A 23,134-nucleotide genomic window follows, 5' to 3' on the forward strand; every position below is an offset into this window, starting at 1 on the left:
CATACCCCGCGCAGTTTTTGCCGGCCGCCCATGCAGCCGGCGCCGAATACCATACGCAAACACACGGAGCGTGCATCATGATTGTCATTGACGGCCAGAACACCGGTCTCACCGTGAGCAACTACGAGAACCTCGAAGATCTGCTTGTGAAGATGATGGAATCTGAGAACCTCGAAAGCCGCGTTGTGACCGACGTGCTTGTGGACGACGAGGCGTTCAGCGAGATCTACCCGCACCAGGCCGAGGATATCGAGACCTCGTCCATCCAGAAGGTGGAGATCAAGTCCGTCTCCGTCACCGACATGGCCGTTTCCATCACCACGGAGCTGGAAACGGTCGTACAGATCATGTCCCAGGGCGGCCGCAAGGTGGCCGAACTCTTCCGCCAGGCCGACGACGCCGAGGCACTTGAGCTGTTCCAGGATCTTCTGGACGTGACCCAGAACTTCATGCGCATGATCGCCGTGCTGCGCGAGGAGTTCGACATGTCCAAGAGCACCGAATTCAACGCCGCTTCCCAGGAAATTTCCGGCGTGCTCACCGAAATTTCCGAGGTCCTGGAGAACGAGGACTGGATTCTGCTGGCCGACCTGCTTGAGTTCGAGTTCATCCCCAGCGTGGAGAAGTGGGACCGAGTCATCTCCCTGCTGCGCCAGGACATTTCGGAGTAGCCCATGGCCCGCGCCGAAGCCGAAGCCTTGCTGGACCGCGCCCTCGACGTGGCCAATCGCGAGCTTGCCCTGCTTGAAGAGGGGGAGGTGGACGAGGCGGCCGTCCTGGCCGAGGATCGGAGCAAGCTCATTGAACGCGCCTGGAACTCCGGCACGCTGGACGAGCTCAAGCCATTGCGCGACAAGCTGGTGCAGCTGCAGTCTATGCAAAACCGCCTGACCGACGAGGCGCGCAAGCTCCATGCCCGGATCAAGGAGGAGCTCAAACGCTCCCGGCAGGAGACAAAACGCCATGCGGGCTACGGCAGCGCCATGAGAACGGCCCCGCTCATTACGAGCGCGCTCTCCAGACGCGGCTAGACAGCCATTGTTCGAGCGGATCGGCGCTTGCACGCCGCCGGTCCGCTCCTCTTTTTTGTGCCGGGGGGAGCGCCACACGTTCTGCCCGGCTGTCTCCGACCATTCCCCGCGCCCGACGATGCGGCTCCGCCCGGAGCCGGGCCATCTTTCTTTCGCTTCTCTTTGCAATTGCCTTTCCGAGGCGCTACCGTGGTGAGATGTTCAACATTCCATCAAGGAGTATTCCTCGTGAAAGAGATTAGCGTACGCCGCCTGGAAGGCATGAAGTTGGAAGCCGTTGTGAACGGCCACACCCTGCGCACCGACCTGCCACCGGAAAAAGGCGGCGAAGGGTCCGAACCCAGCCCCACCGACCTGCTGCTGGCCGCGGTGGCCACCTGCAGCAACTACTTTGCACTCATGTACTTTGCTGCGCGTGAGATGGATGCGGAAGGGTTGTCCATCGGCATAGAGTATGAGACCGACGAGAAGACGAACGAGATCACGAAGATCACCACGCTGATCACCGTGCCGGAAGGCTTCCCGGAGAAGCAACGTGCGCCGCTGGAGCGGGCCATCCACGCCTGCCACGTGAAAAAGCATCTCAAGGAAAGCATCGAGCTGGATGCTGCGTTCGTCAACTGATCGCAGTCATACAGCACCCTATCGTTTCCATATATTCAGAGGGCTAGATAATACATCGCAGGAGAACAGCGATTGCGGTTACTCTTCGATGAACTGTGTGCGCTGGTTCCAGCGCACCGGTCGCGCATCGAGGTCCACACCGCCCCACCAGCGATTCGGCGAGTTATTCTGGAGCCAGTCCGCCCGCTCCTCCAGGAGTGCGCGTCCGTACTCCGTGAGCGAGACTGGCTCCCACTCGCCGGCGTATCCCGCGAGCGCAGGCTCCGGCGCCTCGGCCAGACGACGCACCACCGGCCAAAACAGAGCGTCGCCCCAGAAAGGCTGCCAGTCGGCCCCATTGAGTATCCGGCGAAACGCCTCGGCCGGCGTTCCAGCACCGTCCTGCAAGGACTGGAGAATCAGCCGCTCGGTCAGAGACAGGCCCGAGCCTGTCCAGGGCAGCTCCTCCAGGTGCCGCCGCAATGCCAGAGCGAGGTACGGCAGCGGTAGATTCTCGTCCCTGGCCAGCTCAAGCACGGCCTGCGGGTCATCCCCGGAGTAGATGCGCCAGGCTCGGACGGCGCATTCCAGCTGCTGCGGCGTGACGGGCACGGCCGTTTCCTCCAGACCGGCCAGCTCCTGCGGCGTAAGCTGCCCCAGGCCGCGGAACCCCTCCCGCTCCAGAAACGCATCCGGCCGGACCATGCGCAAATCACCCGGCATGGCAGCCTTCTCCTGCATCCAGGAAAGCGCGCGGATCAGCAGCGCCTGATCGTAGAGATCGTGCTCGAACCAGAGGATGGCGGCGTCGTACTCCCCTGCCCTGCCGAGGCCTTCGTACTCTGCCCGGAGCCTTGCGTGCAGGGCGCCGCGTTCGCCGGCCCCAACCGTATCGGCAAGGTACGCGACCCGGCTTTCAAGGTACGCATCGAAATCCACACCACCGGGAACCGGCCCCTGGCAGATGGGGTCGGAGAACTCCAGGAAGTCTCCGCCCAGGCCGGCGATGGCCTCCCGAATGTCGCTGCCGCAACGGATGTGCAGAGCCCGCGGCATAAGAGCCTCCGCTCGAATCGGCGGCATCCGGACTCCGGTTTGCTAGCCCAGGAATCCCTTGATGCCGGTGAAAGTGATCTGCGCCGAAAGCGCCGCGAGGATGAGCCCCGTGAGCTTGGTGAGGATGGAGATGCCGTAGCGGCCCAGCAGCTTCTCGATGGCCGTGGCCACATAGAGGATGACCCCCACGCAGAGCACAGCCGCGATCAAGGCGCCGCTGCCCACGAGCAGTTCGCCCATGGTCTGTTCCTTGGCGCCGAAGATGAGCAGCGCGCCCACCGTGGCCGGCCCCACCGTGATGGGAATGGCCAGCGGCACCACGCTCATGTCGCCGCCCTCCACCTGGTCGCCCGGAGCCGCGGCCTTGCCCGAGACCAGGGCCACGGCGTTGAGAAACAGCAGGCTGCCCGCGCCGATGCGGAAGGCGTCCAGCGTGATGCCGAAAACGTCGAAGATGACGCCGCCGAAGTAAAAGAGCACGAGCGTGGTGATGAGCACGGCAATGGTCACCCGCACGGCAATCTGCCGCCGCCGCGCCGGCGTGTCGTCCCGCGTCAGGGAGAGGAACACCGTGAGCACGAAGAACGGCGTGAGCAGAACGAAGAACTTGATGAATATATTGAAAAAAGCGGGCACCCGGAGCTCCTTGGGTTGCGCTGGTGAATGACTGTGCGTCCCTGTCGAGCCGTCCTCGATAATCGCTCCGCCCCCATCATGCAAGGGGTGTGATCATAGGATCATCAGGCAAGGCTCATCGCGACACCATCTGGTTGATGAAGCTGTTGGCCTCGTCGATGGCGCGCTCCATCTCGCGGATCAAGGAGTCCACGTCGCGCTGGACCACGTCGAGCTCGCTCTGCAAAGAGGCTATGGCCTGGGCGTTGAGATTGTGTTTGAGGAAGAGCACCTGATCGCGCAGTGTCCGGAGCACCGGCTGCATGGAGGCCTCGGCCCGGCGCATGGCGCGGATGAGCTGGTCGTACCTGGCTCTGGTTTCCCGCAGTTTGCTTGCGCTGCGGCTGCGGAGTTCGGCGCTGGTATACTGGTCCAGCTCGCCTTCCCATTCGGCGAACAGCGCCTCGGCCACATTCTCCACGCTGTTGATGCGCTTGGTTACGTCGTCTGCGCGGCCCTCCACCCTTTCCAGCGTGGCGCGCAACGTCTCGTAGCGCTGCTCCAGCTCGCCGCCGTGGAAGGCGACTACGCTGCGGAACTGCTCCAGCGCGTCGGCGAACTCCTGCTTGGCCTCCTCCTGGGAGTCGCGAGCCGACTCCACGCGATCCACAAGGATCTCCCGCTTGTGCACGCCGAACTGCTCCATGGCGTCGTAGTAGACGCTCTGGCAACCTGCTACACACGAAAGGACGAGGAGAATAACGAGGATACGCCACGAAGGGCCGTCATATCGAAGAGCTGGAACAGTTCGCTGCAGCATGGATGCTCCGGGAGGTCTGGTGTGGTGGGACGGCGCGGCCGGCCTCGGGTGCCGGCGATTACGCGCATACCTATTCCTCAGCATAGCCCACGCCGCGGGTTGTTGTGAAGCCCGGCCGGTGTTTCCTTGTCTGTCCATTGCGTTTGCTGTGAACGCAAACGAGGCACTATCATCTTCATAACGTCATGCACGGGCCTGCACGGCAACTCGGCCTTTGGTGTTCTCTGATTATCTTTTTTATATGTTGGATAATATCCGGCAGAGGCAAACCGCCTTCCCATAAATAAGAGCCCGGACACGGCGCCGGGCTCATTGCGTTTCATTCTTAAAAATATGTTGCGGTCTACTTGATATAATACCCGGATACCCGCCATGTGCCACCATCGGTAAGCATGGGCGTCACCGTCTCCACGGAGTTCTTCTTGTTGGCGAACACGGTGCGGAACTGGATGATGACGTAATGGCCGTCCGGCGCGCCCGGCAGCTCGGTCGCGTACCGGGTTGTCTCCACGGTGCGTTCCGCCACTGGCCCCAGGGGTTCGCGCACAGCCTGGGCGGCGTTGGTCCAGTCGTTTTTCTGCACCCTGTCTTTGAACATGGGCGCGGCCTGGTCCCAGCTCTCTTCGTATGCGCCGCTGTCCACCAGCTTGAGCCATGCCTCGGCTGCCGGCACGGCCTTCGCAGTGGCCTTCTCCGCTGTCATCTCGTCCGTATCCGCCGCCACAGCATATTGCGGAAATGCAGCCAACATTAACAATATCGCAACAGTAAACGCAATTGCAACACTTCTCATGCAAGCCCCCCAGGTAGTACATTCCATGAATAACTGTATCGTGTTATTCTATCCTTCCATTTCCTGTACGTCGTCTTTTGCATACACCATCACCACCATTGCGGCAATATCGCCGCAACATATTCGTGCCTCCCATCCCCTATCCATCGGGGCCCGGAGCTGAACCAATAGAGCCGGCCACTGAATCGCGGGCCTGGGGGGGCGCGCTATAGACCAAAGAACTGAGGATGGAGTCTTTCTGCGTGTGGGGATCAGGGCGCAAGGCAGCCTCTGCACCGGTTTGACTGGAGCTGCTGCGTTCTCCCCAAAGGAAGAATTCCGGCCGCGGCGACTCTGCCCAGAGCGCACGCACGCCGTCGGACACCCGGTGCTCGTCGTACCGGGTCCGGTACCGATCAATTTCAGAAAGTGTCAGGAGAATCCGACACGGTATTCTGCCGGTTGACCGTATCGCTTTGGGAAGGCGGACCCGGCTTGGCGTTCCTCCACGGGCTTGTCTGGCGGAACGCATACCGGTGGGCCTCCCTGGCACGGCTCGAATGGGCGCCTCGACACCCGTTGGCCACGCCGGCTGTTGCACACAGCATCAGAGCTGTGGTTGCGCATAGGACGACGATTCGCATGGCCGCCTCCTTGCCGAATGGTTTGGCAATGCGCTCGCGTTTTCGCGCTTCCTTACACAGCAGGCGGCAGAAAAATGCATCGAGGAAAAATCAGGGAGTGGTTCGGTCATGCCCGTGTGAGAAATCCGCCAGAGCTCTCTTTCCGCAAACTGCCGCTGGTCTGGATGCGCCTCTGCATCGACGGACACTGCACGCGCCCTGGCCATCCTTTGACTCGGCTCCCAAATATGGTACCCCATAACCATAGACAAACATCTTCCATTGGAGCCGACAATGCCTGCGACTATCTATGGAAAGTCTGGTTGACCGTACACCTCCAATGCCCGTGAGGCGTACCCCGGCCATGCATACCTCGACGTGAAGCAGAAGAAGGACGCGCTGGAGAAAATGCTCAAGCTCTCCGGCGGAAAGCGGAAGGTGCCGGTCATCGTTGCGGACGACGGCGCCGTGACCGTCGGCTACGGCGGGTCCTGAGGCGTGTAGCCGCCGGCCAGGTTGGTCGGCCCTTCACAAAAACCGATTGAACACGCCGGACCGGATCTTTCCGGGCTGGCTATGCGGATATGCGCGCCGCCCTTTCGGGCTGCAACGCACTGTTGCGTCCTCTTTTCCGCCTTGCGCAAAAAGGCCGGCGGCTGGTCTTGATGCGAAAAACCGGCTACATCGTTGCTGCCCGCAGTATATGGCGCCCTGCTCCGGATGCGCGTGGCCACAACGTCCTGTCCGGCGGCGTCCTCCATACACACTGCGCGGCAAAGGCAGCCATGTCCGTCACCATCATTATCCCGGCGTTCAATCTCTGGGCGTACACCCGCGCCTGCCTGGAAAGCCTGGCAAGTTGCGCCCGTGGCAGCTCGTTCCGCGTTGTGGTTGTGGACAACGGTTCCACCGACGAAACGCCCAAGGCGTGTCCGAGCCTGGGGAAGTCGCTTTTTCCCGGCGCGTTCGAGTACCGCCGGCTGGAGCAGAACCAGGGCTTTGCCCGCGGCTGCAATACCGGCGCGCAGGGCGCGGACACAGCGTATCTGCTCTTCCTGAACAACGACGTCACCGCCACGCCGGGCTGGCTCGAAATTCTTCTGCAGGCAATGCAGCGCCAGACAGGCGTACACGCGGCATCGCCCCTGCTCCTCTTTCCGGAAACGCATCGCGTGCAGCACGCCGGCGTTGCGTTCGACCCCAACCTCCATCCCGTGCACTGCTTCAGCCAGTTCCCCGGCAACCACAAGGCGCTCCGTAGCGTCCGGGGGTTGCAGGCGCTCAGCGCCGCCGCGCTGCTCGTGCGCAAGCAGGCGTTCGAGGCAGCGGGCGGATTCTGCCAGGAGTTCATCAACGGCAGCGAGGACCTCGACCTCTCGTGCATGCTCCGCCGCAATGGGGGGCGGCTGGCGCTTGTCCCCTCCAGCGTGCTGCATCACGCCACAAGCATGACGCCCGGACGGTACGACCACACGGCGCACAACGCGACCGTGCTGAACCGCCGGGCCCGCGGCTGCTTCGTGCCGGACCTTCACCGCCTCGCGGCCCGCGCCGGATACGGCCTGGCGCTGACGGCCTGGCTGGAGCCCTACATGGTGCGCCCCCACAACTCCGCACCCGATTGCCCTACGGACGACATCGCGGCCTTGAGCAAGGCGCTGCAGGAGGAGCCGCTCTGGGAGAAGGGCTATGCGGCTATGCTGGAGCTGCTGGCCCACGATCCGGCCGCGGCGCTGCCCTGGGCCGAAGTCCGCGCTGCCCTCTGCCCCAGCCGGCACGCCTACGAGCAGACGCTGCGGCTGGCCGTGGCGGTTGAGGATACCGCAGCTGTGAACAGATGGAAGCAGTCCCTGGCCAGGGTCATCGCTTCCATCAATAAGAAAGACGAACTGATCGAGCTAGCGCAGACCAGCCTGGAGTGGTCCCGGCAGGAAGAGCTTGAATATATTGTAAATATGTACTCGGCGTGGCTGGACGCGCATGGCGGCGGACATAGGGCTTGAGCCTGCCCGCCGCGGACGGACGATACGCCGTTCGATATGCGGGCTGGTTGCGATCTCGTCAGCCAGTATTGCGGTAATAACGAACATGACAGAGGGCGCCCCCTGCTCGGCAGGCGCCCTTTCCGATATCAGCGTTACCGGCCTCGGCCCGAAAGCTTTGGGCAGACGACCATCTACTCCAGCAGCCCGCTGAAGGTGTCGTGGTGCTCCTCCTCTTCCGCAAGGATTTTGCGGAAGAGCTGCGCCGTTACGATGTCGCCCTCGTCCTTGGCCTTGTCGATTATCTTGCGGTAGAGCTCGATGGCCTCAACCTCGAGTCCTGTGTTGATCTCCAGCATATCCCTCAATGTTTCGCCGACGGTGATGGGCGAAGGCTTCGTGGTGGGCTTGCCGCCGAGATAGACCAGGCGCTCGGCAATATCCTCGGCGTGCTTCATCTCCACGATCGCGATCTTCTTGATCTCATCCTTGACGGCAAAGCCCTGAATGCCCGTCATCTGCACATGCTGCCACATGTAGGAGACGGATACGGATATCTCCCGGGCAATGGCGTCGTTCAGCATGTCCAGAAGCTCTTTCGATACCTTGGGTGGCACAGCCATGGTCAATCCTCCTTGATGATCATTGCGGTTCATTGGCCTGCACGCAACGAATCGAGCGCTGACGTCGAAGCCAGCCGAACCCCGGAACCGTCCACTATCCCACGTTACTCTGTATAAACCCGCATGGATGGACATCTCCTTTTCGGCCAACGCCGGCAGGAAACAGACTGTATGGTGGTTGCGGATAAACGCCACCAAAGCGCTGGTTTCCGCAAGCATACGATCTCTATGCCACGGCGGCTTTGCCGCGAGAGCGGTCTTATCCTTGTACCATGACGGCTCTGCAGAATGGTGGACCGCTGGAAATATACCCGATTCCTGGTCAGATCGATGACGGCAGCCTTTCCGGGCATGCGCAGGTAAGCCGCAGGTCGTGGAAGTCCCGGGAAATCGCTGCGTTCCGGTGGCATGTATTGCGGAGGGGCAAAGCGTCTCGGGCAGGCCGGACCGAGAGAGCCTTCCAGACTTCCTGTCGCGTTTTGCCGGCCAAAAATGACGCGGCCGCCCTGCATCCATATAATGTTCGCACTATCACGTCGCGGGATGGAAACAGGCGTGCGCCGGCGAGAGCTCTTCGCGTTTCTTCTTTTAACCTATTAAGAAGTTAAAACTTCTTCCTCTCACACAAAGTCCGCGCCCAGGACAGATCGCAGCCGCACCGCGTCTCTTCAGGTCCTGGCGGCCCCAGATATCTTGTCAATATTGTAAAAACATGCCTTGGTTATTCAGCCCCCAGCGCGTTTCAAATATTAGAAATGATGTGGAAATTGTACGGTGTCGACCCGTACATTTTCGTTACCATCGTGTTATATTGTTTCACTATCGCCACAATTTTCATGAGCTTAATATATTGATTTTCCTACTTAATCTCTAAATATTGAACCATTGTATTGTTATGATTCATTAAATGTATTGCGCAATAATTGTTCTTGATTCATATTTTGGCAACATTTGGTGACGCGTTATGTCGGATCTTCATCAGTCGGCTCGTTTTTCCTGGTAGAGCATAGGGTTCGACTGTTTTAACAAATTCGTGCCGTGCCGGCAGGCTTCCGGGGCCGCGCCTCAACCGGTCCTCTTCGGCACTCCAGCACGGAATCGTTCAAAGGAGGCGGCGTTGAGCGACATCGCCGAAAAATGCAAGGTCGTGGCAGACGAGTGCATCCTGCTGCGGCGTGATTTTCACCGCCATCCCGAGCTCGGGCTCGAAGAGCAGCGCACAGGCCAGATCGTCGCCGACTACCTGGCCGCGCTGGGCATGGAGGTGAGCCGTCTGAACGTGACCGGCGTGGCCGGGCTGCTGCGCGGCGGCCACCCCGGCCCGACCCTCTTGATGCGCGCCGACATGGACGCCCTGGCCATCCAGGAGGAGACCGGCGCCGAGTACTGCTCCACCATCGACGGCATGATGCACGCCTGCGGCCACGACGCCCACACCGCCATGATGCTCACGGCGGCCAAGGTCCTGGCCGGCGAGCGGGAGGCGCTGCACGGCAGCATCAAGTTCGTGTTCCAGCCCAACGAGGAAAAGGCCGGCGCCATGGCCATGATCGACGAAGGCGTGATGGCCAACCCGGACGTGGACGCCTGCGTGAGCATGCACATCTGGAACCAGCTCGAATCCGGCAAGATCGGCGTGACCGTGGGGCCGATCATGGCCGGCATGCGCCACTTCCATCTGACCGTTAAAGGCAAGGGCGGCCACACCGCCAACCCGCAGGAAGCCGTCGACCCCGTCATCTGCTCGGCCGCGATCATCCAGGCCGTGCAGACCATCCAGACGCGCGAGATCAGCGCCCTGAGCGAGCCTACGGTGATCATGTTCGGCACGATCCACGGCGGCACCACCTCCAACGTAATCCCGGACGAGGTGGTCATGGAAGGAACCATCCGCTACCTCTTTTCTGGCGACGACAACGGGGAGAACAGCCCCAGGGGCCGGTTCGAGCGCGTGGTCGCCGGCATCTGCGCCGCCCATCGCACAGAGTATGAGCTGGACTTCGAGTGCGGCCACCCCACCCTGGTCAACGACGCAGGCATGACCGCCATGCTGACGGGAATCCTGAACGTGGAGATGGCCAACGACCTGACCATCCAACCCATGGCCAGCCTGGCCGGCGAAGACTTCAGCGAGTTCGCGGCGCGGGCTCCCGGCGTCTTCTGCTTTTTGGGGGCAGGCGCCCCCGGTCGGACAAACTACCCCCACCACCACCCAAAATTCGACATAGACGAAAGCGTCATGAAACACGGCGTGGAGCTCCTTGTCCGCACCGCGCTACGCTACTTCGAGACGCAGAGGCAGCCCAGCTGAAGAAGCTGGGCCACATTACCTTTAAAGTTACGAACCGTTACAGTGAAACGCCGTTGAACCATTTGAACCCAGTGAGGAGGGCAACGTGAGAAAGTTGTATCTAATTGCTTTGGCTATGATCTTTGTGCTGACCGCCACAAGCGCGCTGGCCAGCGAGTACACAGGAGACGCGGTTACCGCCAAGCTGGCTTCCGAGGAGATCGAGGGCGACTTCATGACCGTGTGGGCGAACAACTTCTCGGACCACATGAAGGAGTGGTCGGACGGCAAGATCAACATCGAAGTCTACCCGTACGGCACCCTTGGCGCGACCGGCGACATCAACGAGCTCTGCCAGCTCGGCGTGGTGCAGTTCGTGTTCTCCGACTACGCCTGGATCAGCTCCTTTGTGCCCCAGGCCCAGGTGCTGGCGCTCAACTACCTCTTCCCCACCGAGAAGGTGCCCGAGATCCTGGATTGGATGGTCCGGAACGGCAAGTTCTTCCCCCTGCTGGAGAAAAAGTTCCGCGACAACGACCTGGTGCCCCTGGGCATCATGTTCGAAGGCTGGCAGTGGATGACCTCCAAGAAGGAGATCAAGACCATGGACGACGTCAAGGGCCTGAAGCTGCGCCTGATGTCCTCCAAGCTGCTGGTGGAAGACTACAAGGCCTACGGCGCCAGCCCCACGCCCATGAGCTACGGCGAGGTGTACAGCGGCCTGCAGATGGGCCTCATCGACGCCCAGGTGAACCCGCTCTTCGCGGACTACAGCATGAAGTTCTACGAGGTGCAGGACTACTTCACCCAGCTGAAGAACGAGCCCTTCATCGGCATTCCCACCGTGAACGCCGAATGGTTCGACAGCCTGACGCCTGAAGCCCAGGCCGAGATGCGCAAGTTCTGGGCCGATTCCATCATCCCGGCCGGCAAGTGGATAATGGAGCGCAACGCCGCGGACATGGAGAAGATCAAGGAAGCCCGTCCGGAAGTGCAGTTCACGACCCTGGAAGGCGAGGCCCTGGCCGAGTTCAAGGCCGCCGCACAGACGGTCTATCCCAAGTTCGTCGAGATCGGCGGTGACGGCGCCCAGGAAGTGCTGGACGCTCTGCTGGCCGACGTCGAAAACGCCAAGGCAGCCCTTGGCATGAAGTAAATGATGGCAGCCGGCGCTGCAACGGCAGGTCCGCTGCAGCGTCGGCTGTTTACGCCCGGAAAGTCTCGCCTCGTACTTTCCATGCCTGACAACTTAACGAGCGGTGGGCGCTTCTCCCCAAGTCGCACCCTGCGCATACGCCGCTTCGAGCAATACGAGAGGATGTCATGAGTGACACCGAAAATCATACGGGCAAACATGGAATACTAAGCAGAATCAACACGCGAATCGGAATCATCATCAACGGTATTGAAGTCACCATCCTCGTGCTCTGCATTGCCGCTCTAGCCGTGTTGCTCATTGTCAACGTCTTTGCCAGAACATTTGCCCAAAGTATCTACTTTGCAGAAGAAGTCTCCCAGTTCCTGGTCATACTCATCACCTTTATCGGCGTGAGCTACGGCGTGCGCAAGGCGCGCCACATCCGCATGGGGGCCTTCCTGGACGCCATGCCCCCCAAGCTCGAAAAGGCCTTCCTCATCTTCATCTGCTTCGTCAGCGCCATCACCATGGCCGTGCTCACCTGGTACTCCTACAAGTATCTGGCCCATGCCATGAAGATGTCGCACATGACGCCCGCCCTGCGCGTGCCCAAGTGGACGTTCTATGTCATCGTGCCCATCGGGTTCGGCATGGCCTGCATTCAGTACGTCCGCACCATAATAAAGAACCTGACGGAAAAGGAGCCGTGGCAGTCCCCTGATCAGCAGAGCGAGTACGAGGACGAAGAGATCGGGGGTGCAACGCTATGATCCTGTTCGGAGTCAACCTTGCGACAATGCTGCTGATCGGGTTTCCGTTCATGGTCACCCTGTTGGCCTCGCTCATCATCTACGTCTACATCAACATGCCGGCCATTGCGCCCAAGCTGATCACCACCATGGTGCAGCAGGTCATCACCGGCGTGTCGCCGCCGGCCCTGGTCTGCGTGCCCATGTTCATTCTCAGCGCCAGCATCGTTACCTCAGGCGAGTCCTCGGCGCGGCTCATCCGCATGCTCAGAACGTTTGTGGGCCACCTGCCCGGCGGGTTGCCCATCACCACCAACGCCAGCTGCACGCTCTTCGGCGCGGTGTCCGGCTCCACGCAGGCCACCGTGGCGGCCATCGGCGGCACCATGCGGCCCATGCTCCTGGAGGCCGGCTACCCCAGCTCCTTCACCCTGGGGCTGATCATCAACTCCAGCGACATCGCCTTCCTCATCCCGCCCAGCATCGGCTTCATCGTGTACGGCGTGGCGACCAGCACCTCCATCGGCATGCTCTTCCTGGCAGGCATCCTGCCCGGCCTGATGATTCTCGTGCTGTTCTCGATCTACTGCTACATCTACTCCAAGCGAAGGAACATTCCGCTGCTGCCCAAGGCGAGCTGGGCCAAGCGCGTGGGGGCCATCAAGGACGGGCTGCCCGTCATGGGCTTCCCCGTCATCATCGTCGGCGGCATCTACACCGGCTTTTTGAGCCCCACGGAGGCCGCCGCGGCGTCCGTGTTCTACGCCCTCATCCTGGAGCTCCTGGTCTACCGCAGCCTGACCTTCCCGCGGATCGTGGACTCCTTCTTGCAGACCGGCGTCATCACCGGCGTGGTCTTCATCCTCGTGGGCGCGGGCCAGGCATTCTCCTGGATGATCGGCTTCTTGCAGATCCCCCAGCAGTTCCTGCCGCCGCTGTTCGGAGCCGACCCGTCCATGATGCGTGTCATCCTCATCGTGGTCGCCTCCTACTTCGTGGCTTGCATGTTCGTCGATCCCATCGTGGCCATCTTCATCCTCAGCCCCATCTTCCAGCCCTATGTGGTCAGCGCCGGCGTCGACCCCATCCTGCTGGGAACCCTGGTCACGCTCCAGGCCGCCATCGGCTCGGCCACGCCGCCCTTTGGCTGCGACATCTTCACGGCCCAGCTCATCTTCCGACGACCATATCTGGAGGTTATCGGCCATTCGTTGCCGTTCCTGCTCATACTACTGCTGGCCACGGCCATATTGATCGTGTTCCCGCAGATCGCGCTCGTGCTGCCGAACATGGTGATGAATTAGACCCGAAGACACAGGAGAGAGCTCATGGAATACAAGAACCTGCTTGTCCTGACGGACTTCTCCGAGGATGCCGAGCACGCCGTGCGCACATCCGTGGAGTTCGCCAAACGCTACGAGGCGTCCATCACCCTGCTCCATGTGATCCACGACAGCACCAACCTGAGCTTCATCCTGTCCGACGACGAGTACCGCTCCGTGGACAACAAGATGGAAAAGCATGTGGAGCGCGCCTTCAAGGCGCTATTCGAGAAGGTCCCGGAGCTCAACTCCGTGCCCTGCAAGACCAAGATACGGCGGGGCACGCCGTACATAAACTGCCTCTACGAGTTGGAAAAGGGCGACTACGATATCGTCTTTGCCGGCTCCCACGGCGAGTCCAGGGTCAAGCACGTGCTCATGGGCAGCACCTCGGAAAAAGTCCTGCGCAACTCGCCGGTCGACGTCTTCGTAACCAAACGCTGACCTGCTGATACAGCACGCATTCCATGAACAAACCCATGCAACCCGAGTCCGAAAATGCCTTGGCGACCCGATAAATCCATGCTCAAGCGGCCGGCGTACCTCTCGCTGGTGCAGCATGTCAGCGACGCCATCTCCCAGGGCCTGTTGGGGCCCGGCGAACGGCTGCCGGCGCAGCGGGAGCTTGCCGCCGAGATCGGCGTCAGCCTTCAGACCGTGAGCCGCGCCTACGAGGAGCTGCGCCGCCGCAACCTGGTGCAGGGCGAGGTGGGCCGTGGCACATTCGTCCAGGCGCGCGGCTACATAGAGGCCACGCCTTTCCGCGCCGACCGTCTGGCCGACACCACGGTGGATCTTTCCATCTACAAGCCCGTGGCCGCCTCCATCCACAAGGAGCGCATGAGCCGGACCCTGGCCCAGCTCAGCAAGGACGTGCCCGATGATGTGCTCTTCTCCTTCCGGCCCAACGAGGGCATACCGAGGCACATCGCGTCCGGCCGCGAGTGGCTGCGTATGTGCGGGCTGGATGTGGACCAGGACCGCGTGCTCATCACCAACGGCGTGACCCAGGGCACCACGGCCGCCCTGCTGACCGCGTGCAAGCCCGGCGGCACGGTGGTTGCCGAGGCCGTGGGCCATCACTCCCTGGCCGGCCTCTGCTCCTACCTGGGCCTGAAGCTCAAGGGGCTGACCATCGACGAGCACGGCATCGTGCCCGACGCCTTCGAGCGCGCCTGCGCCGAGTCCAAGGTCGAGGTGCTCTACCTCATTCCGAACCTAGCCAACCCCACCGTCACCCTCATGCCGGAGGACCGCCGCCAGGCCATTGTGGACATCGCCCGGGCCAACGACGTGTTCATTGTGGAAAACGACGTGCTGGGCCCGCTAGTGCCGCACAAGCCGCCGCCGCTGGCCGCCCTGGCCAAGGAGCGCACCTTCTATTTGACGAGCTTCACCAAGAGCATCATGCCCAGCCTGCGGAGCGGCTACATGGCCATCCCGCCCGGCATGCTGCTCACCACCCGCAACCGCCTGCTCGCTACCGCGTGGATGGCGACCCCTCTGATGGCCGAGATCGCCTCCCGCTGGGTGACGGACGGCACGGCCAAGGAGCTGGTGATGTGGCAGCGCAAGGCCATACATGAACGGAACCGAATCGCCGCGCACATTTTGGGAAATCTGGAGTTCCGCTCCAACCCCAACGCGATGCATATCTGGCTGTCGCTCACCGACCAGTGGAAGACGGACCAGTTCGTGGCCCAGGCGCAGAAACAGGGTGTGGCCATCGCGCCGTCCGGCCCCTTTGTGCTCGATCCTGACTCGGACGTGCGGGCGGTCCGCGTGTCCCTGGGCTCGGCCAACACGCGCAACCTCAAACGCGGGCTCCGCGTGCTCGCACAGCTCCTGAGCTTCGAGCCCGAGCTGATTCTCAACTCGTTCTGATGTGGTGGCATGCATGGTTGCAGCAGGAGGCATTGCGTTCAAATTGTACTGACTTCAAAGCCGTTCTTGATGGAAATGATCGTGTTGATGCCCTGACGCGCCGCGTGACTTGGCAAGAACAGCAGTTTAAATACTCATGATAACGGTGTGTTGTGAAACAGAACGGAATGACAGGCCGCAAAAATTGTTCTGGTGACGTACCTGCCGCGAAGAGCAGCGTCCCCATCGCCTTTGACGACGAAAGCTCCTTCACCCGGCTTGGCCTCATCCTGCTGGCCACGGACATGACCACGGAGCAGGACTTCGCGCTCATGGCCCGCATCTGCGGCGGCGACCGGCTCCGGCTGCACGCCACCCGCGTGGCCTACGCCAACCCCGTGACTCCGGAGAACCTCCGCGCCATGGGACCGCGCCTTGGCCAGGCGGCCGGCCTGCTCGCTCCGGTCATGCCGCTCAAGGCCGTCTACTTCAGCTGCACCTCGGGCTCGGCCGTGATCGGCGACGACGTGGTGGCTGCAGCCGTGCAGAACGCCATGCCGGCTGCGGACGGACAACCCGCGCCCAAAGCCGTCACCCCGCTCACAGCGGCCACTGCCGCCTGCTCCGCCCTGGGCGTCTCCAGGCTCTGCATGCTCACGCCATACACCGAGGACTCCACCAAAGCGGTGGTCGGCTACTTTGTGGATCACGGCGTGGAGGCCAGCCACGTCTCCTACCTCGGCCTGGGGGACGACCGGGACATGGCGCGCATCACTACCGATTCTCTGGTGCAGGCTGCCAAAGAGGCCGTAGCCAGGAGCGCCGGCCCTGCCCCCCAGGCATTGTTCATCTCCTGCACCGCATTGCGTTCCATGCAGACCGCAGCACAAATTGAACAGAAAATCGGCATACCTGTAATAACAAGCAACCAAGCCGCAGCCTGGTACTCCTTTAAAACCGCAGGTATCGACACCTCGGCGGCCCCATTCGGCCGGCTGATGACCAAGGATATTCCATGACTCCCGCCGCCAACCACAGAGCCGTGACCATGCGCGACGTGCTGCGCGCCAGGCAGCGTATCGCCGCAACCATCCGGCGCACGCCCATGGCTGCCTCAAGCAGTCTGGAGAAAATTCTCGGCGCGCCCGTGTTTCTCAAGCTGGAGCATTGCCAGGTGACCGGCAGCTTCAAGCTGCGCGGCGCGGCCAACGCCGTGTTCTCCCTGAGTGATGCGGACAAGGAGCGCGGCGTGGTGGGCGTCTCCACCGGTAACTACGGCCGCGCCCTGGCCCATGCCGCCAGGCAGGCCGGCGTCCGCTGCATCATCTGCATGTCCAGGCTCGTGCCGGCCAACAAGGTGGAGGCCGTCCGCGCCCTGGGCGCCGAGGTGCGCATCCTGGGAGAAAGCCAGGACGAGGCTCAGGAAGAGGTGGATCGGCTGGTAGCCGAGGAGCACATGATCATGCTGCCGCCCTTCGACCATCCCGACGTCATTGCCGGACAGGGAACGCTGGGGCTGGAAACCATGGAGGATTGCCCGGAGGCGGGCACGCTCCTGGTGCCCCTTTCCGGCGGCGGCCTGGCGGCCGGCGTGGCCCTGGCGGCCAAGACCCTGGCCCTGAACATCCGCGTGGTCGGCGTGAGCATGGAACGCGGCGCGGCCATGCACGCCAGCCTGCAGGCCGGCAAACCCGTGCAGGTGCGCGAGTATCCCAGCCTGGCCGACTCCCTGGGCGGCGGCGTGGGCCTGGACAACCAATACACCTTTGCCATGGTCCGCGACCTCCTCGACGACGTGGTGCTGCTTTCCGAGACCGAGATCGCGGCCGGCGTGCGACACATCTACTGGAAGGAAGGCGAGATCGTGGAAGGCGCGGCGGCCGTGGGCGTGGCCGCGATTCTGGCCGGCAAGGTCAAGGCGAAGACCGACGCTCCGGTGGTCGCGCTGCTTTCGGGCCGGAACATCGACCACGCCCTGCACTACCGCATTATTTCCGGCGAGGACGTGGACCTCGCCGCCGAATGAACAGACCAAGGAAGTGATATGGCGACTATCAAGATTCTGACGGAAGCCGAGCTCAAAAGCTGCGTACAGCTCAACCCGGAGGCCGTGGCCTGCGTCGAAGACGCATTCCGCACCCTGGCCGGCGGCGGCGTTGTCATGCCGCCCATCCTGCGCCTGGACATCGAGGAGAACAACGGCGAGGTGGACGTCAAGACCGCCTACGTGCCCGGCCTGGACAGCTTCGCCATCAAGATCAGCCCCGGCTTTTTCGACAACCCCAAGATCGGCCTGCCCAGCCTTAACGGTCTGATGACCCTGTTCAGCGCCAAGACCGGCCTGGTGGAGGCGCTGCTCTTGGACAATGGCTACCTTACGGCCGTGCGCACCGCCGCGGCAGGCGCCGTGGCCGCCAGGAACCTCTCGCGCGAGGACTCCGAGACCGTCACCGTTCTGGGAGCCGGCGAGCAGGGACGGCTGCAGCTCGAAGCCATCAGCCTGGTGCGGCCGGTGAAGCGCGCCCGCTACTGGGCCCCGCACATCGAGTCGGCCCAGAAAGCCGCCGCGCTCATGGCCGACAGACTGAACATCGAGGTCACGGCCCAGACCGACGCCCAGGCCGCGGTTACGGGCGCGGACATCGTGGTCACGGCCACCCCGGCTACCTCGCCCATCCTCATGGCCGACTGGCTGGAACCCGGCCAGACCGCCATCTGCATGGGGTCGGACGCCGAGCACAAGAACGAGCTGGAGCCCGCGGCCATTGCCAAGGCCGACGCCTACGTGCCGGACCGCCTCTCCCAGGTGCGCATTCTGGGCGAGCTGCACCACGCCATCGATGCCGGCATCGTGGCTCCGAACGCAGACTTCGCCGAGCTCGGCGAGGTCATCGCCGGCATGAAGACCGGCCGCGCAAGCGACCTGGACATTGTCATCGCCGACCTGACCGGCACGGGCCTGCAGGATACGGCAATCGCCACCTTTGCTTTCCAACGCGCCATGGCTTCCGGCTGCGGCGCCGATTTCGAATCATAAGGAACTGACATGCAAAATCAGGTAACACCGACTTTGTTCTTCACCCGCGAGGAGTTTGCCGAGCGGCTGGCCAAAACCCGCGCCGCCATGGAGGCGCGCGGCATCGAGCTGCTCATCGTCACCGATCCTTCCAACATGGCCTGGCTCACGGGCTATGACGGCTGGTCTTTCTACGTGCACCAGTGCGTCATCGTACCCATGGACCAGGACCCCATCTGGTACGGCCGCGGCCAGGACCGCAACGGCGCCATGCGCACGTCCTACCTGGACCACGACCGACTCATCGGCTACCCGGACCACTACGTCCAGAACCCGGAGCAGCACCCCATGGACTACCTCTCCGAGCGGCTCAAGGAGCGCGGCCTGGACGGTCTGGTCACCGGCGTGGAGATGGACAACTACTACTTCTCGGCCGCGGCATTCGCCGCGCTCACGCGGAACCTGCCCAAGGCCACGTTCAAGGACGCCACGGCCCTGGTCAACTGGCAGCGCGCCGTGAAGTCCAACCAGGAAATCGAGTACATGCGCACGGCCGCGCGCATCGTGGAGGCCATGCACAAGCGCATCGCCGAGAAGGTGGAGCCCGGCATGCGCAAGTGCGACCTCGTGGCCGAGATCTATGATGTGGCCATCCGCGGTGTGGACGGCGCCGGCGGCGACTACCCGGCCATCGTGCCTCTGCTGCCCTCGGGCGAGGACGCCTCGGCCCCGCACCTGACCTGGGACGACAAGCCCATGCGTAGCGGCGAGGGTACGTTCTTCGAAATCGCGGGCTGCTATCACCGCTACCACTGCCCGCTCTCGCGCACCGTGTTCCTGGGCACGCCGCCGCAGTACTACCTGGAGGCGGAAAAGGCCGTGCTGGAAGGCATGGAGGCCGGCCTTGCCGCGGCCAAGCCCGGCAACACCTGCGAGGACGTGGCCATCGCCTTCTTCGACGTGCTGGAGCGCTACGGCATCACCAAGGACAATCGCACCGGCTACCCCATCGGCCTGAGCTACCCGCCGGACTGGGGCGAGCGAACCATGAGCCTGCGCCGCGGCGACAAAACCGTGCTGCAGCCGAACATGACCTTCCACTTCATGACCGGCCTGTGGCAGGATTCCTGGGGACTGGAGCTGACCGAGTCCATCGTCATCACCCCGGGTGGAGCCGAGACGCTGGCCAACCTGGACCGAAGCCTGGTGATCAAGAAGTAATGACGGGCGCACGTGGGAGCGGGGGTTCTTCGCTCCGCTCCCGCGCCCACTTTTGCGACATCCGCCCTCAGCCCGGCGGAGAACTCCGCGGAAGGCGACCATGCCCAAGCTCGACGAGTACGACCTCAAGATTTTGCGCGTATTGCAGCAGGACGGCCGCATTACCAAGCTGAAGCTGGCCGAGGCCGTGAACCTCTCGCCCAGCCCCACCTGGGAACGTTTGCGCAAGCTGGAGGAAGCCGGCATCATTACGGGCTACTCCGCCCGCCTGGACGTGCGCAAGATCGCACCCATCACCACGGTCATGGTCGAGGTTGTGCTCAAGCGCCACCAGCGCGAGGACTTCGAGCACTTCGAAAGCGCCATTCAGCAGATGCCTGAGGTTGTAGAGTGCATGGCCACGGGCGGCGGCCTGGACTATATGATGCGCGTGGTAACCACGGACGTGGACAGCTACCAGCGGTTCATGGACCGGCTGCTGGAGAGCGACATCGGCATCGACCGCTACTTCAGCTACATCGTCACCAAGCCGGTCAAAAAAAGCGCCGGCCCGTCCCTGGACGCGCTTCTGGAAAAACTCTCCTGAAACAGGCCGACCGGCCGAAAAAATCCTCGAAACCCCCAGCCAATTCAGAAGCACCCTCTGCGCCTCCGCTGGTAGCATGCCGTTCAATTAATCACGCTACTAACGGAGGGCGTATATGAAGATTGGTGTACCCAAGGAAATAAAGATCAAGGAGAAGCGCGTCGGGCTGGTTCCCGAGAGCGTCGCCGAGCTGGTCCACGACGGGCACCGGGTGCTGGTCGAGGCGGCCGCCGGCGAGGGAATCGGCAAGAGCGACGAAGCGTACGCCGAGGCCGGTGCCACCATCGTACCCACGGCGGCGGAGATCTTCGCCACCGCCGACATGATCGTGAAGGTCAAGGAGCCCCAGCCGGCCGAGTGCGCCATGCTCCGTTCCGGCCAGATCCTCTTCACCTACCTCCATCTCGCGCCCGATCCGGAGCAGACCCAGGCGCTTATCGCATCCGACTGCGTCGCCATCGCCTACGAGACCGTGACCTCGCCCAGGGGCGGTCTGCCGCTGCTTTCTCCCATGTCCGAGGTGGCCGGCCGCATGTCCGTGCAGGCCGGTGCCCACTGTCTGGAAGGCACGGCCGGCGGCTCCGGCATTCTGCTGGGCGGCGTTCCCGGCGTGGAGCCGGCAAAGGTCGTGGTCCTGGGCGCGGGCGTTGCCGGCAGCCACGCCATCGAGATGGCCGTGGGCGCCGGGGCCGAGGTCGTCGCCCTGGAGCGCAGCCCCGAGCGGCTGCGCAGCCTGGACACCCAGTACGGCGGCCGCGTCAAAAACGTCTTTTCCACCAAAGCGGCCATCGAGCGCCACGTGGTTGACGCCGACCTGGTCATCGGCACGGTGCTCATCCCCGGCGCTTCCGCGCCCAAGCTCATCTCGCGCGACCTGGTCTCCCGCATGAAGACCGGCTCGGCCATTGTGGACGTGGCCGTGGACCAGGGCGGCTGCGCCGAGACCACCCGCCCCACCACCCATGACGACCCCACATTCATCGTGGACGGCGTTGTCCACTACTGCGTGGCCAACATGCCCGGCGGCGTGGCCCGGACCTCCACCTACGCCCTGAACCACGCGACCCTGGAGTACGCGCGCAAGCTGGCCGCTCGCGGCCTGGACGCCCTGAAGGACGATCCGCACTTCCTCAACGGGCTCAACATCTACCGCGGTTCCGTGACGTACGAAGCCGTCGCCCGTGACCTGGGCCTCGACTACCTCAACCCGAACCAGGCTTTGACGCTCCGACAAGCCGTATAGGTGGTGCGCCATGGATATCATCTCTTCTCCTCGACGCCGTTGCATGGCTGTGCGGCATCTGGACGATGCGCGTCTGCTCAAGGAGTGGGCGTATATCAACGGAAAGTGGCAAAACGCCGAGAGCGGCGAGGTGATTGAAGTGACCAACCCGGCCGAGGAACAGGGCGGGGAAGGTTCCGTCGTTGGCTGCGTGCCGCGTTGCGGCGCGGTGGAAGCCAGGGCGGCCATAGCCGCGGCCCGCGCCGCCTTTCCGGCGTGGCGCGATCTCCTGCCGCAGGAACGCGGCCGTCTGCTGCGCGCCTGGGGCGAGGCCATGCTGGAGAACCGCGATGACCTCGCCCTGATCATGACCCTGGAGCAGGGCAAACCGCTGCACGAGGCCAAAGGCGAGATCGAATACGCGGCCAGCTTCCTGGAGTGGTTTGCCGAGGAAGCGCGGCGGGTCAACGGCGAGGTGGTGAACGGCCACCTGCCACAGCGGCAGATGCTGGTCAAACGCCGCCCCGTGGGCGTGACCGCGGCCATCACCCCGTGGAATTTCCCCTCGGCCATGATTACCCGCAAGGCAGGCGCGGCGCTGGCCGCCGGTTGCACCATGATCGTGCGGCCGGCCACGGAGACGCCGCTTTCCGCCCTGGCCCTGGCCGAGCTGGCCGACCGCGTGGGCATTCCGGCCGGCGTGTTCTCGGTTGTGCCGGGCTCGCGGGATATCGTGGCCGAGCTCTGCGCCAATCCTGTAATACGAACTGTAAGCTTTACCGGCTCCACCGAGGTGGGCCGCACCCTGCTGCGCCAAAGTGCCGACACGGTGAAGCGCATGAGCATGGAGCTGGGCGGGCACGCCCCGTTCATCGTGTTCCCGGACGTGGATCTGGACGACGCGGCGGCCCAGGCCGTGGCAGCCAAGTTCCAGACCTCGGGGCAGGACTGCCTGGCTGCCAACCGCATCTACGTGCACGCGGACGTGTACGAGGAGTTCCTCGCCCTGTTCACCAGGAAGGTGCAGGCCCTCCGCGTGGGCAACGGCCTGTCCGAGGGCGTGGACGTCGGGCCGCTGATGAACGCCCGCGCCGTGGACAAGTGCCAGCAGCACGTGGACGACGCCATGGCCAAGGGCGCGCGCCGTCTTTACGGCGGCGGCGTGCACGAGCTGGGCGGGCTGTTCTTCGACCCCACGGTGCTGGCCGACGTTACGCCGGCAATGGCCATCAGCAGCGAGGAGACCTTCGGCCCTGTCGCCGCCGTCTCGCGCTTCGGCAGCGAGGCCGAGCTTTCCGGGCTGGCCAACCACGCCGAGCTGGGGCTCATGGCCTACCTCTTCACCAACGACCACGACCGCGTCTGTCGCATCACCGAGATGCTGGAGTACGGCATGGTGGCCGTGAACTGCGTGAAGGTCACGGGCGGGCCCATCCCCTTCGGCGGGGTCAAGCAGTCCGGTCTGGGACGCGAGGGCGGCCACTGGGGACTGGATGAGTATCTGGATACCAAATACATCTGCGCCGCGATCAAGGCGGCCTAGGCGTTGACCTGAGCGTCGACCAGCGGGCCGATGATTGGACCGGCCCGTCGGGCGCAGAA

The 23,134-nt window shown here is 63.1% G+C and carries 23 protein-coding genes; 18 read left to right on the top strand and 5 right to left on the bottom strand.

Annotation, left to right across the window (positions count from 1 at the left end; genetic code table 11):
- Nucleotides 1-77: 77 nt before the first annotated feature.
- From E8L03_RS13970 to E8L03_RS13980, 3 genes are all read left to right on the top strand, one after another.
- Entirely contained in the window at nt 78-671 is a 594-nt protein-coding gene (locus tag E8L03_RS13970) for a DUF8043 domain-containing protein (protein ID WP_144234257.1), read from the top strand.
- Nucleotides 672-674: 3 nt separating this feature from the next.
- A complete protein-coding gene (locus E8L03_RS13975; RefSeq protein ID WP_144234256.1) occupies nt 675-1,031 on the top strand; it encodes a hypothetical protein in 357 nt (118 codons plus the stop codon).
- A 228-nt stretch (nt 1,032-1,259) separates the two neighbouring features.
- The gene (locus tag E8L03_RS13980; RefSeq protein WP_144234255.1) at nt 1,260-1,655 is read left to right on the top strand and encodes an OsmC family protein; all 396 of its coding nucleotides are present in this window, start codon (nt 1,260-1,262) and stop codon (nt 1,653-1,655) included.
- A 78-nt stretch (nt 1,656-1,733) separates the two neighbouring features.
- Here E8L03_RS13980 and E8L03_RS13985 read toward each other — a convergent pair whose 3' ends face one another.
- The 4 genes from E8L03_RS13985 to E8L03_RS14000 form a co-directional block, all read right to left on the bottom strand.
- Entirely contained in the window at nt 1,734-2,690 is a 957-nt protein-coding gene (locus E8L03_RS13985) for a DUF1835 domain-containing protein (RefSeq protein WP_171267674.1), read from the bottom strand.
- 42 nt (nt 2,691-2,732) lie between these two features.
- Nucleotides 2,733-3,326 (bottom strand): MarC family protein, encoded by a 594-nt coding sequence (locus E8L03_RS13990; RefSeq protein WP_171267675.1) that lies wholly within the window; start codon nt 3,324-3,326, stop codon nt 2,733-2,735.
- 115 nt (nt 3,327-3,441) lie between these two features.
- A complete protein-coding gene (locus tag E8L03_RS13995; protein WP_171267676.1) occupies nt 3,442-4,125 on the bottom strand; it encodes a DUF2959 domain-containing protein in 684 nt (227 codons plus the stop codon).
- Nucleotides 4,126-4,468: 343 nt separating this feature from the next.
- The gene (locus E8L03_RS14000) at nt 4,469-4,828 is read right to left on the bottom strand and encodes a DUF4019 domain-containing protein (protein ID WP_171267677.1); all 360 of its coding nucleotides are present in this window, start codon (nt 4,826-4,828) and stop codon (nt 4,469-4,471) included.
- A 986-nt stretch (nt 4,829-5,814) separates the two neighbouring features.
- On the opposite strand from E8L03_RS14000, the gene uxx1 reads away from it, so the two are divergent.
- Together uxx1 and E8L03_RS14010 are read left to right on the top strand one after the other, a co-directional pair.
- Complete coding sequence (uxx1, locus tag E8L03_RS21115; protein ID WP_144234250.1) at nt 5,815-6,015, top strand: UXX-star selenoprotein family 1; 201 nt, start codon at nt 5,815-5,817, stop codon at nt 6,013-6,015.
- Nucleotides 6,016-6,305: 290 nt separating this feature from the next.
- A complete protein-coding gene (locus tag E8L03_RS14010) occupies nt 6,306-7,523 on the top strand; it encodes a glycosyltransferase family 2 protein (protein ID WP_171267678.1) in 1,218 nt (405 codons plus the stop codon).
- Nucleotides 7,524-7,696: 173 nt separating this feature from the next.
- Here E8L03_RS14010 and E8L03_RS14015 read toward each other — a convergent pair whose 3' ends face one another.
- On the bottom strand, nt 7,697-8,125 hold the full coding sequence (locus E8L03_RS14015) for a ferritin-like domain-containing protein (RefSeq protein WP_144234248.1): 429 nt from the start codon (nt 8,123-8,125) through the stop codon (nt 7,697-7,699).
- Nucleotides 8,126-9,242: 1,117 nt separating this feature from the next.
- Between E8L03_RS14015 and E8L03_RS14020 the strand changes: the two genes are divergently transcribed.
- From E8L03_RS14020 to E8L03_RS14080, 13 genes are all read left to right on the top strand, one after another.
- Complete coding sequence (locus tag E8L03_RS14020) at nt 9,243-10,436, top strand: M20 metallopeptidase family protein (RefSeq protein WP_144234247.1); 1,194 nt, start codon at nt 9,243-9,245, stop codon at nt 10,434-10,436.
- Between the two features lie 85 nt (nt 10,437-10,521).
- A complete protein-coding gene (gene dctP / locus E8L03_RS14025; protein WP_144234246.1) occupies nt 10,522-11,571 on the top strand; it encodes a TRAP transporter substrate-binding protein DctP in 1,050 nt (349 codons plus the stop codon).
- Between the two features lie 167 nt (nt 11,572-11,738).
- Nucleotides 11,739-12,323, top strand: a complete 585-nt coding sequence (locus tag E8L03_RS14030) for a TRAP transporter small permease (protein WP_144234245.1) — start codon at nt 11,739-11,741, stop codon at nt 12,321-12,323.
- Nucleotides 12,320-13,606 (top strand): TRAP transporter large permease, encoded by a 1,287-nt coding sequence (locus tag E8L03_RS14035; protein WP_144234244.1) that lies wholly within the window; start codon nt 12,320-12,322, stop codon nt 13,604-13,606. Before E8L03_RS14030 ends, E8L03_RS14035 begins: the two co-directional genes overlap by 4 nt.
- 24 nt (nt 13,607-13,630) lie before the next feature.
- A complete protein-coding gene (locus E8L03_RS14040) occupies nt 13,631-14,068 on the top strand; it encodes a universal stress protein (RefSeq protein ID WP_171267679.1) in 438 nt (145 codons plus the stop codon).
- A gap of 54 nt (nt 14,069-14,122) precedes the next feature.
- Nucleotides 14,123-15,508 (top strand): MocR-like ectoine utilization transcription factor EhuR, encoded by a 1,386-nt coding sequence (gene ehuR, locus E8L03_RS14045; protein ID WP_144234242.1) that lies wholly within the window; start codon nt 14,123-14,125, stop codon nt 15,506-15,508.
- 167 nt (nt 15,509-15,675) lie between these two features.
- The gene (locus tag E8L03_RS14050; RefSeq protein WP_171267680.1) at nt 15,676-16,506 is read left to right on the top strand and encodes an aspartate racemase/maleate isomerase family protein; all 831 of its coding nucleotides are present in this window, start codon (nt 15,676-15,678) and stop codon (nt 16,504-16,506) included.
- Nucleotides 16,503-17,513 carry a hydroxyectoine utilization dehydratase EutB gene (gene eutB / locus E8L03_RS14055; RefSeq protein WP_171267681.1) on the top strand — a complete coding sequence of 337 codons (1,011 nt, stop codon included), beginning with the start codon at nt 16,503-16,505 and terminating at the stop codon, nt 17,511-17,513. Before E8L03_RS14050 ends, eutB begins: the two co-directional genes overlap by 4 nt.
- An 18-nt stretch (nt 17,514-17,531) precedes the next feature.
- Entirely contained in the window at nt 17,532-18,524 is a 993-nt protein-coding gene (eutC, locus tag E8L03_RS14060) for an ectoine utilization protein EutC (RefSeq protein ID WP_171267682.1), read from the top strand.
- 9 nt (nt 18,525-18,533) lie between these two features.
- A complete protein-coding gene (gene doeA / locus E8L03_RS14065; RefSeq protein ID WP_171267683.1) occupies nt 18,534-19,724 on the top strand; it encodes an ectoine hydrolase DoeA in 1,191 nt (396 codons plus the stop codon).
- Between the two features lie 100 nt (nt 19,725-19,824).
- Nucleotides 19,825-20,310: an Lrp/AsnC family transcriptional regulator gene (locus tag E8L03_RS14070; RefSeq protein ID WP_171267684.1), complete on the top strand. Its 486-nt coding sequence runs from the start codon at nt 19,825-19,827 to the stop codon at nt 20,308-20,310.
- A 115-nt stretch (nt 20,311-20,425) separates the two neighbouring features.
- A complete protein-coding gene (ald, locus tag E8L03_RS14075; RefSeq protein ID WP_171267685.1) occupies nt 20,426-21,553 on the top strand; it encodes an alanine dehydrogenase in 1,128 nt (375 codons plus the stop codon).
- 10 nt (nt 21,554-21,563) lie between these two features.
- The gene (locus E8L03_RS14080; RefSeq protein ID WP_244963530.1) at nt 21,564-23,075 is read left to right on the top strand and encodes an NAD-dependent succinate-semialdehyde dehydrogenase; all 1,512 of its coding nucleotides are present in this window, start codon (nt 21,564-21,566) and stop codon (nt 23,073-23,075) included.
- The last annotated feature ends 59 nt before the right edge of the window (nt 23,076-23,134 follow it).

This window comes from Oceanidesulfovibrio marinus, from assembly GCF_013085545.1.
GTDB classification, from domain to species: domain Bacteria; phylum Desulfobacterota; class Desulfovibrionia; order Desulfovibrionales; family Desulfovibrionaceae; genus Oceanidesulfovibrio; species Oceanidesulfovibrio marinus.

Coding starts and splice junctions, on each gene's coding strand:
- E8L03_RS14050 (WP_171267680.1), top strand. CDS start 15,676: ATGACAGGCCGCAAAAATTGTTCTGGTGACGTACCTGCCGCGAAGAGC.
- doeA (WP_171267683.1), top strand. CDS start 18,534: ATGCAAAATCAGGTAACACCGACTTTGTTCTTCACCCGCGAGGAGTTT.
- ald (WP_171267685.1), top strand. CDS start 20,426: ATGAAGATTGGTGTACCCAAGGAAATAAAGATCAAGGAGAAGCGCGTC.
- E8L03_RS13985 (WP_171267674.1), bottom strand. CDS start 2,690: ATGCCGCGGGCTCTGCACATCCGTTGCGGCAGCGACATTCGGGAGGCC.
- E8L03_RS14010 (WP_171267678.1), top strand. CDS start 6,306: ATGTCCGTCACCATCATTATCCCGGCGTTCAATCTCTGGGCGTACACC.
- E8L03_RS14080 (WP_244963530.1), top strand. CDS start 21,564: ATGGATATCATCTCTTCTCCTCGACGCCGTTGCATGGCTGTGCGGCAT.
- E8L03_RS14000 (WP_171267677.1), bottom strand. CDS start 4,828: ATGACAGCGGAGAAGGCCACTGCGAAGGCCGTGCCGGCAGCCGAGGCA.
- eutC (WP_171267682.1), top strand. CDS start 17,532: ATGGCGACTATCAAGATTCTGACGGAAGCCGAGCTCAAAAGCTGCGTA.
- ehuR (WP_144234242.1), top strand. CDS start 14,123: ATGCCTTGGCGACCCGATAAATCCATGCTCAAGCGGCCGGCGTACCTC.
- E8L03_RS14035 (WP_144234244.1), top strand. CDS start 12,320: ATGATCCTGTTCGGAGTCAACCTTGCGACAATGCTGCTGATCGGGTTT.
- E8L03_RS14030 (WP_144234245.1), top strand. CDS start 11,739: ATGAGTGACACCGAAAATCATACGGGCAAACATGGAATACTAAGCAGA.
- E8L03_RS13995 (WP_171267676.1), bottom strand. CDS start 4,125: ATGCTGCAGCGAACTGTTCCAGCTCTTCGATATGACGGCCCTTCGTGG.
- E8L03_RS13970 (WP_144234257.1), top strand. CDS start 78: ATGATTGTCATTGACGGCCAGAACACCGGTCTCACCGTGAGCAACTAC.
- E8L03_RS13975 (WP_144234256.1), top strand. CDS start 675: ATGGCCCGCGCCGAAGCCGAAGCCTTGCTGGACCGCGCCCTCGACGTG.
- E8L03_RS14015 (WP_144234248.1), bottom strand. CDS start 8,125: ATGGCTGTGCCACCCAAGGTATCGAAAGAGCTTCTGGACATGCTGAAC.
- eutB (WP_171267681.1), top strand. CDS start 16,503: ATGACTCCCGCCGCCAACCACAGAGCCGTGACCATGCGCGACGTGCTG.
- E8L03_RS14040 (WP_171267679.1), top strand. CDS start 13,631: ATGGAATACAAGAACCTGCTTGTCCTGACGGACTTCTCCGAGGATGCC.
- E8L03_RS14070 (WP_171267684.1), top strand. CDS start 19,825: ATGCCCAAGCTCGACGAGTACGACCTCAAGATTTTGCGCGTATTGCAG.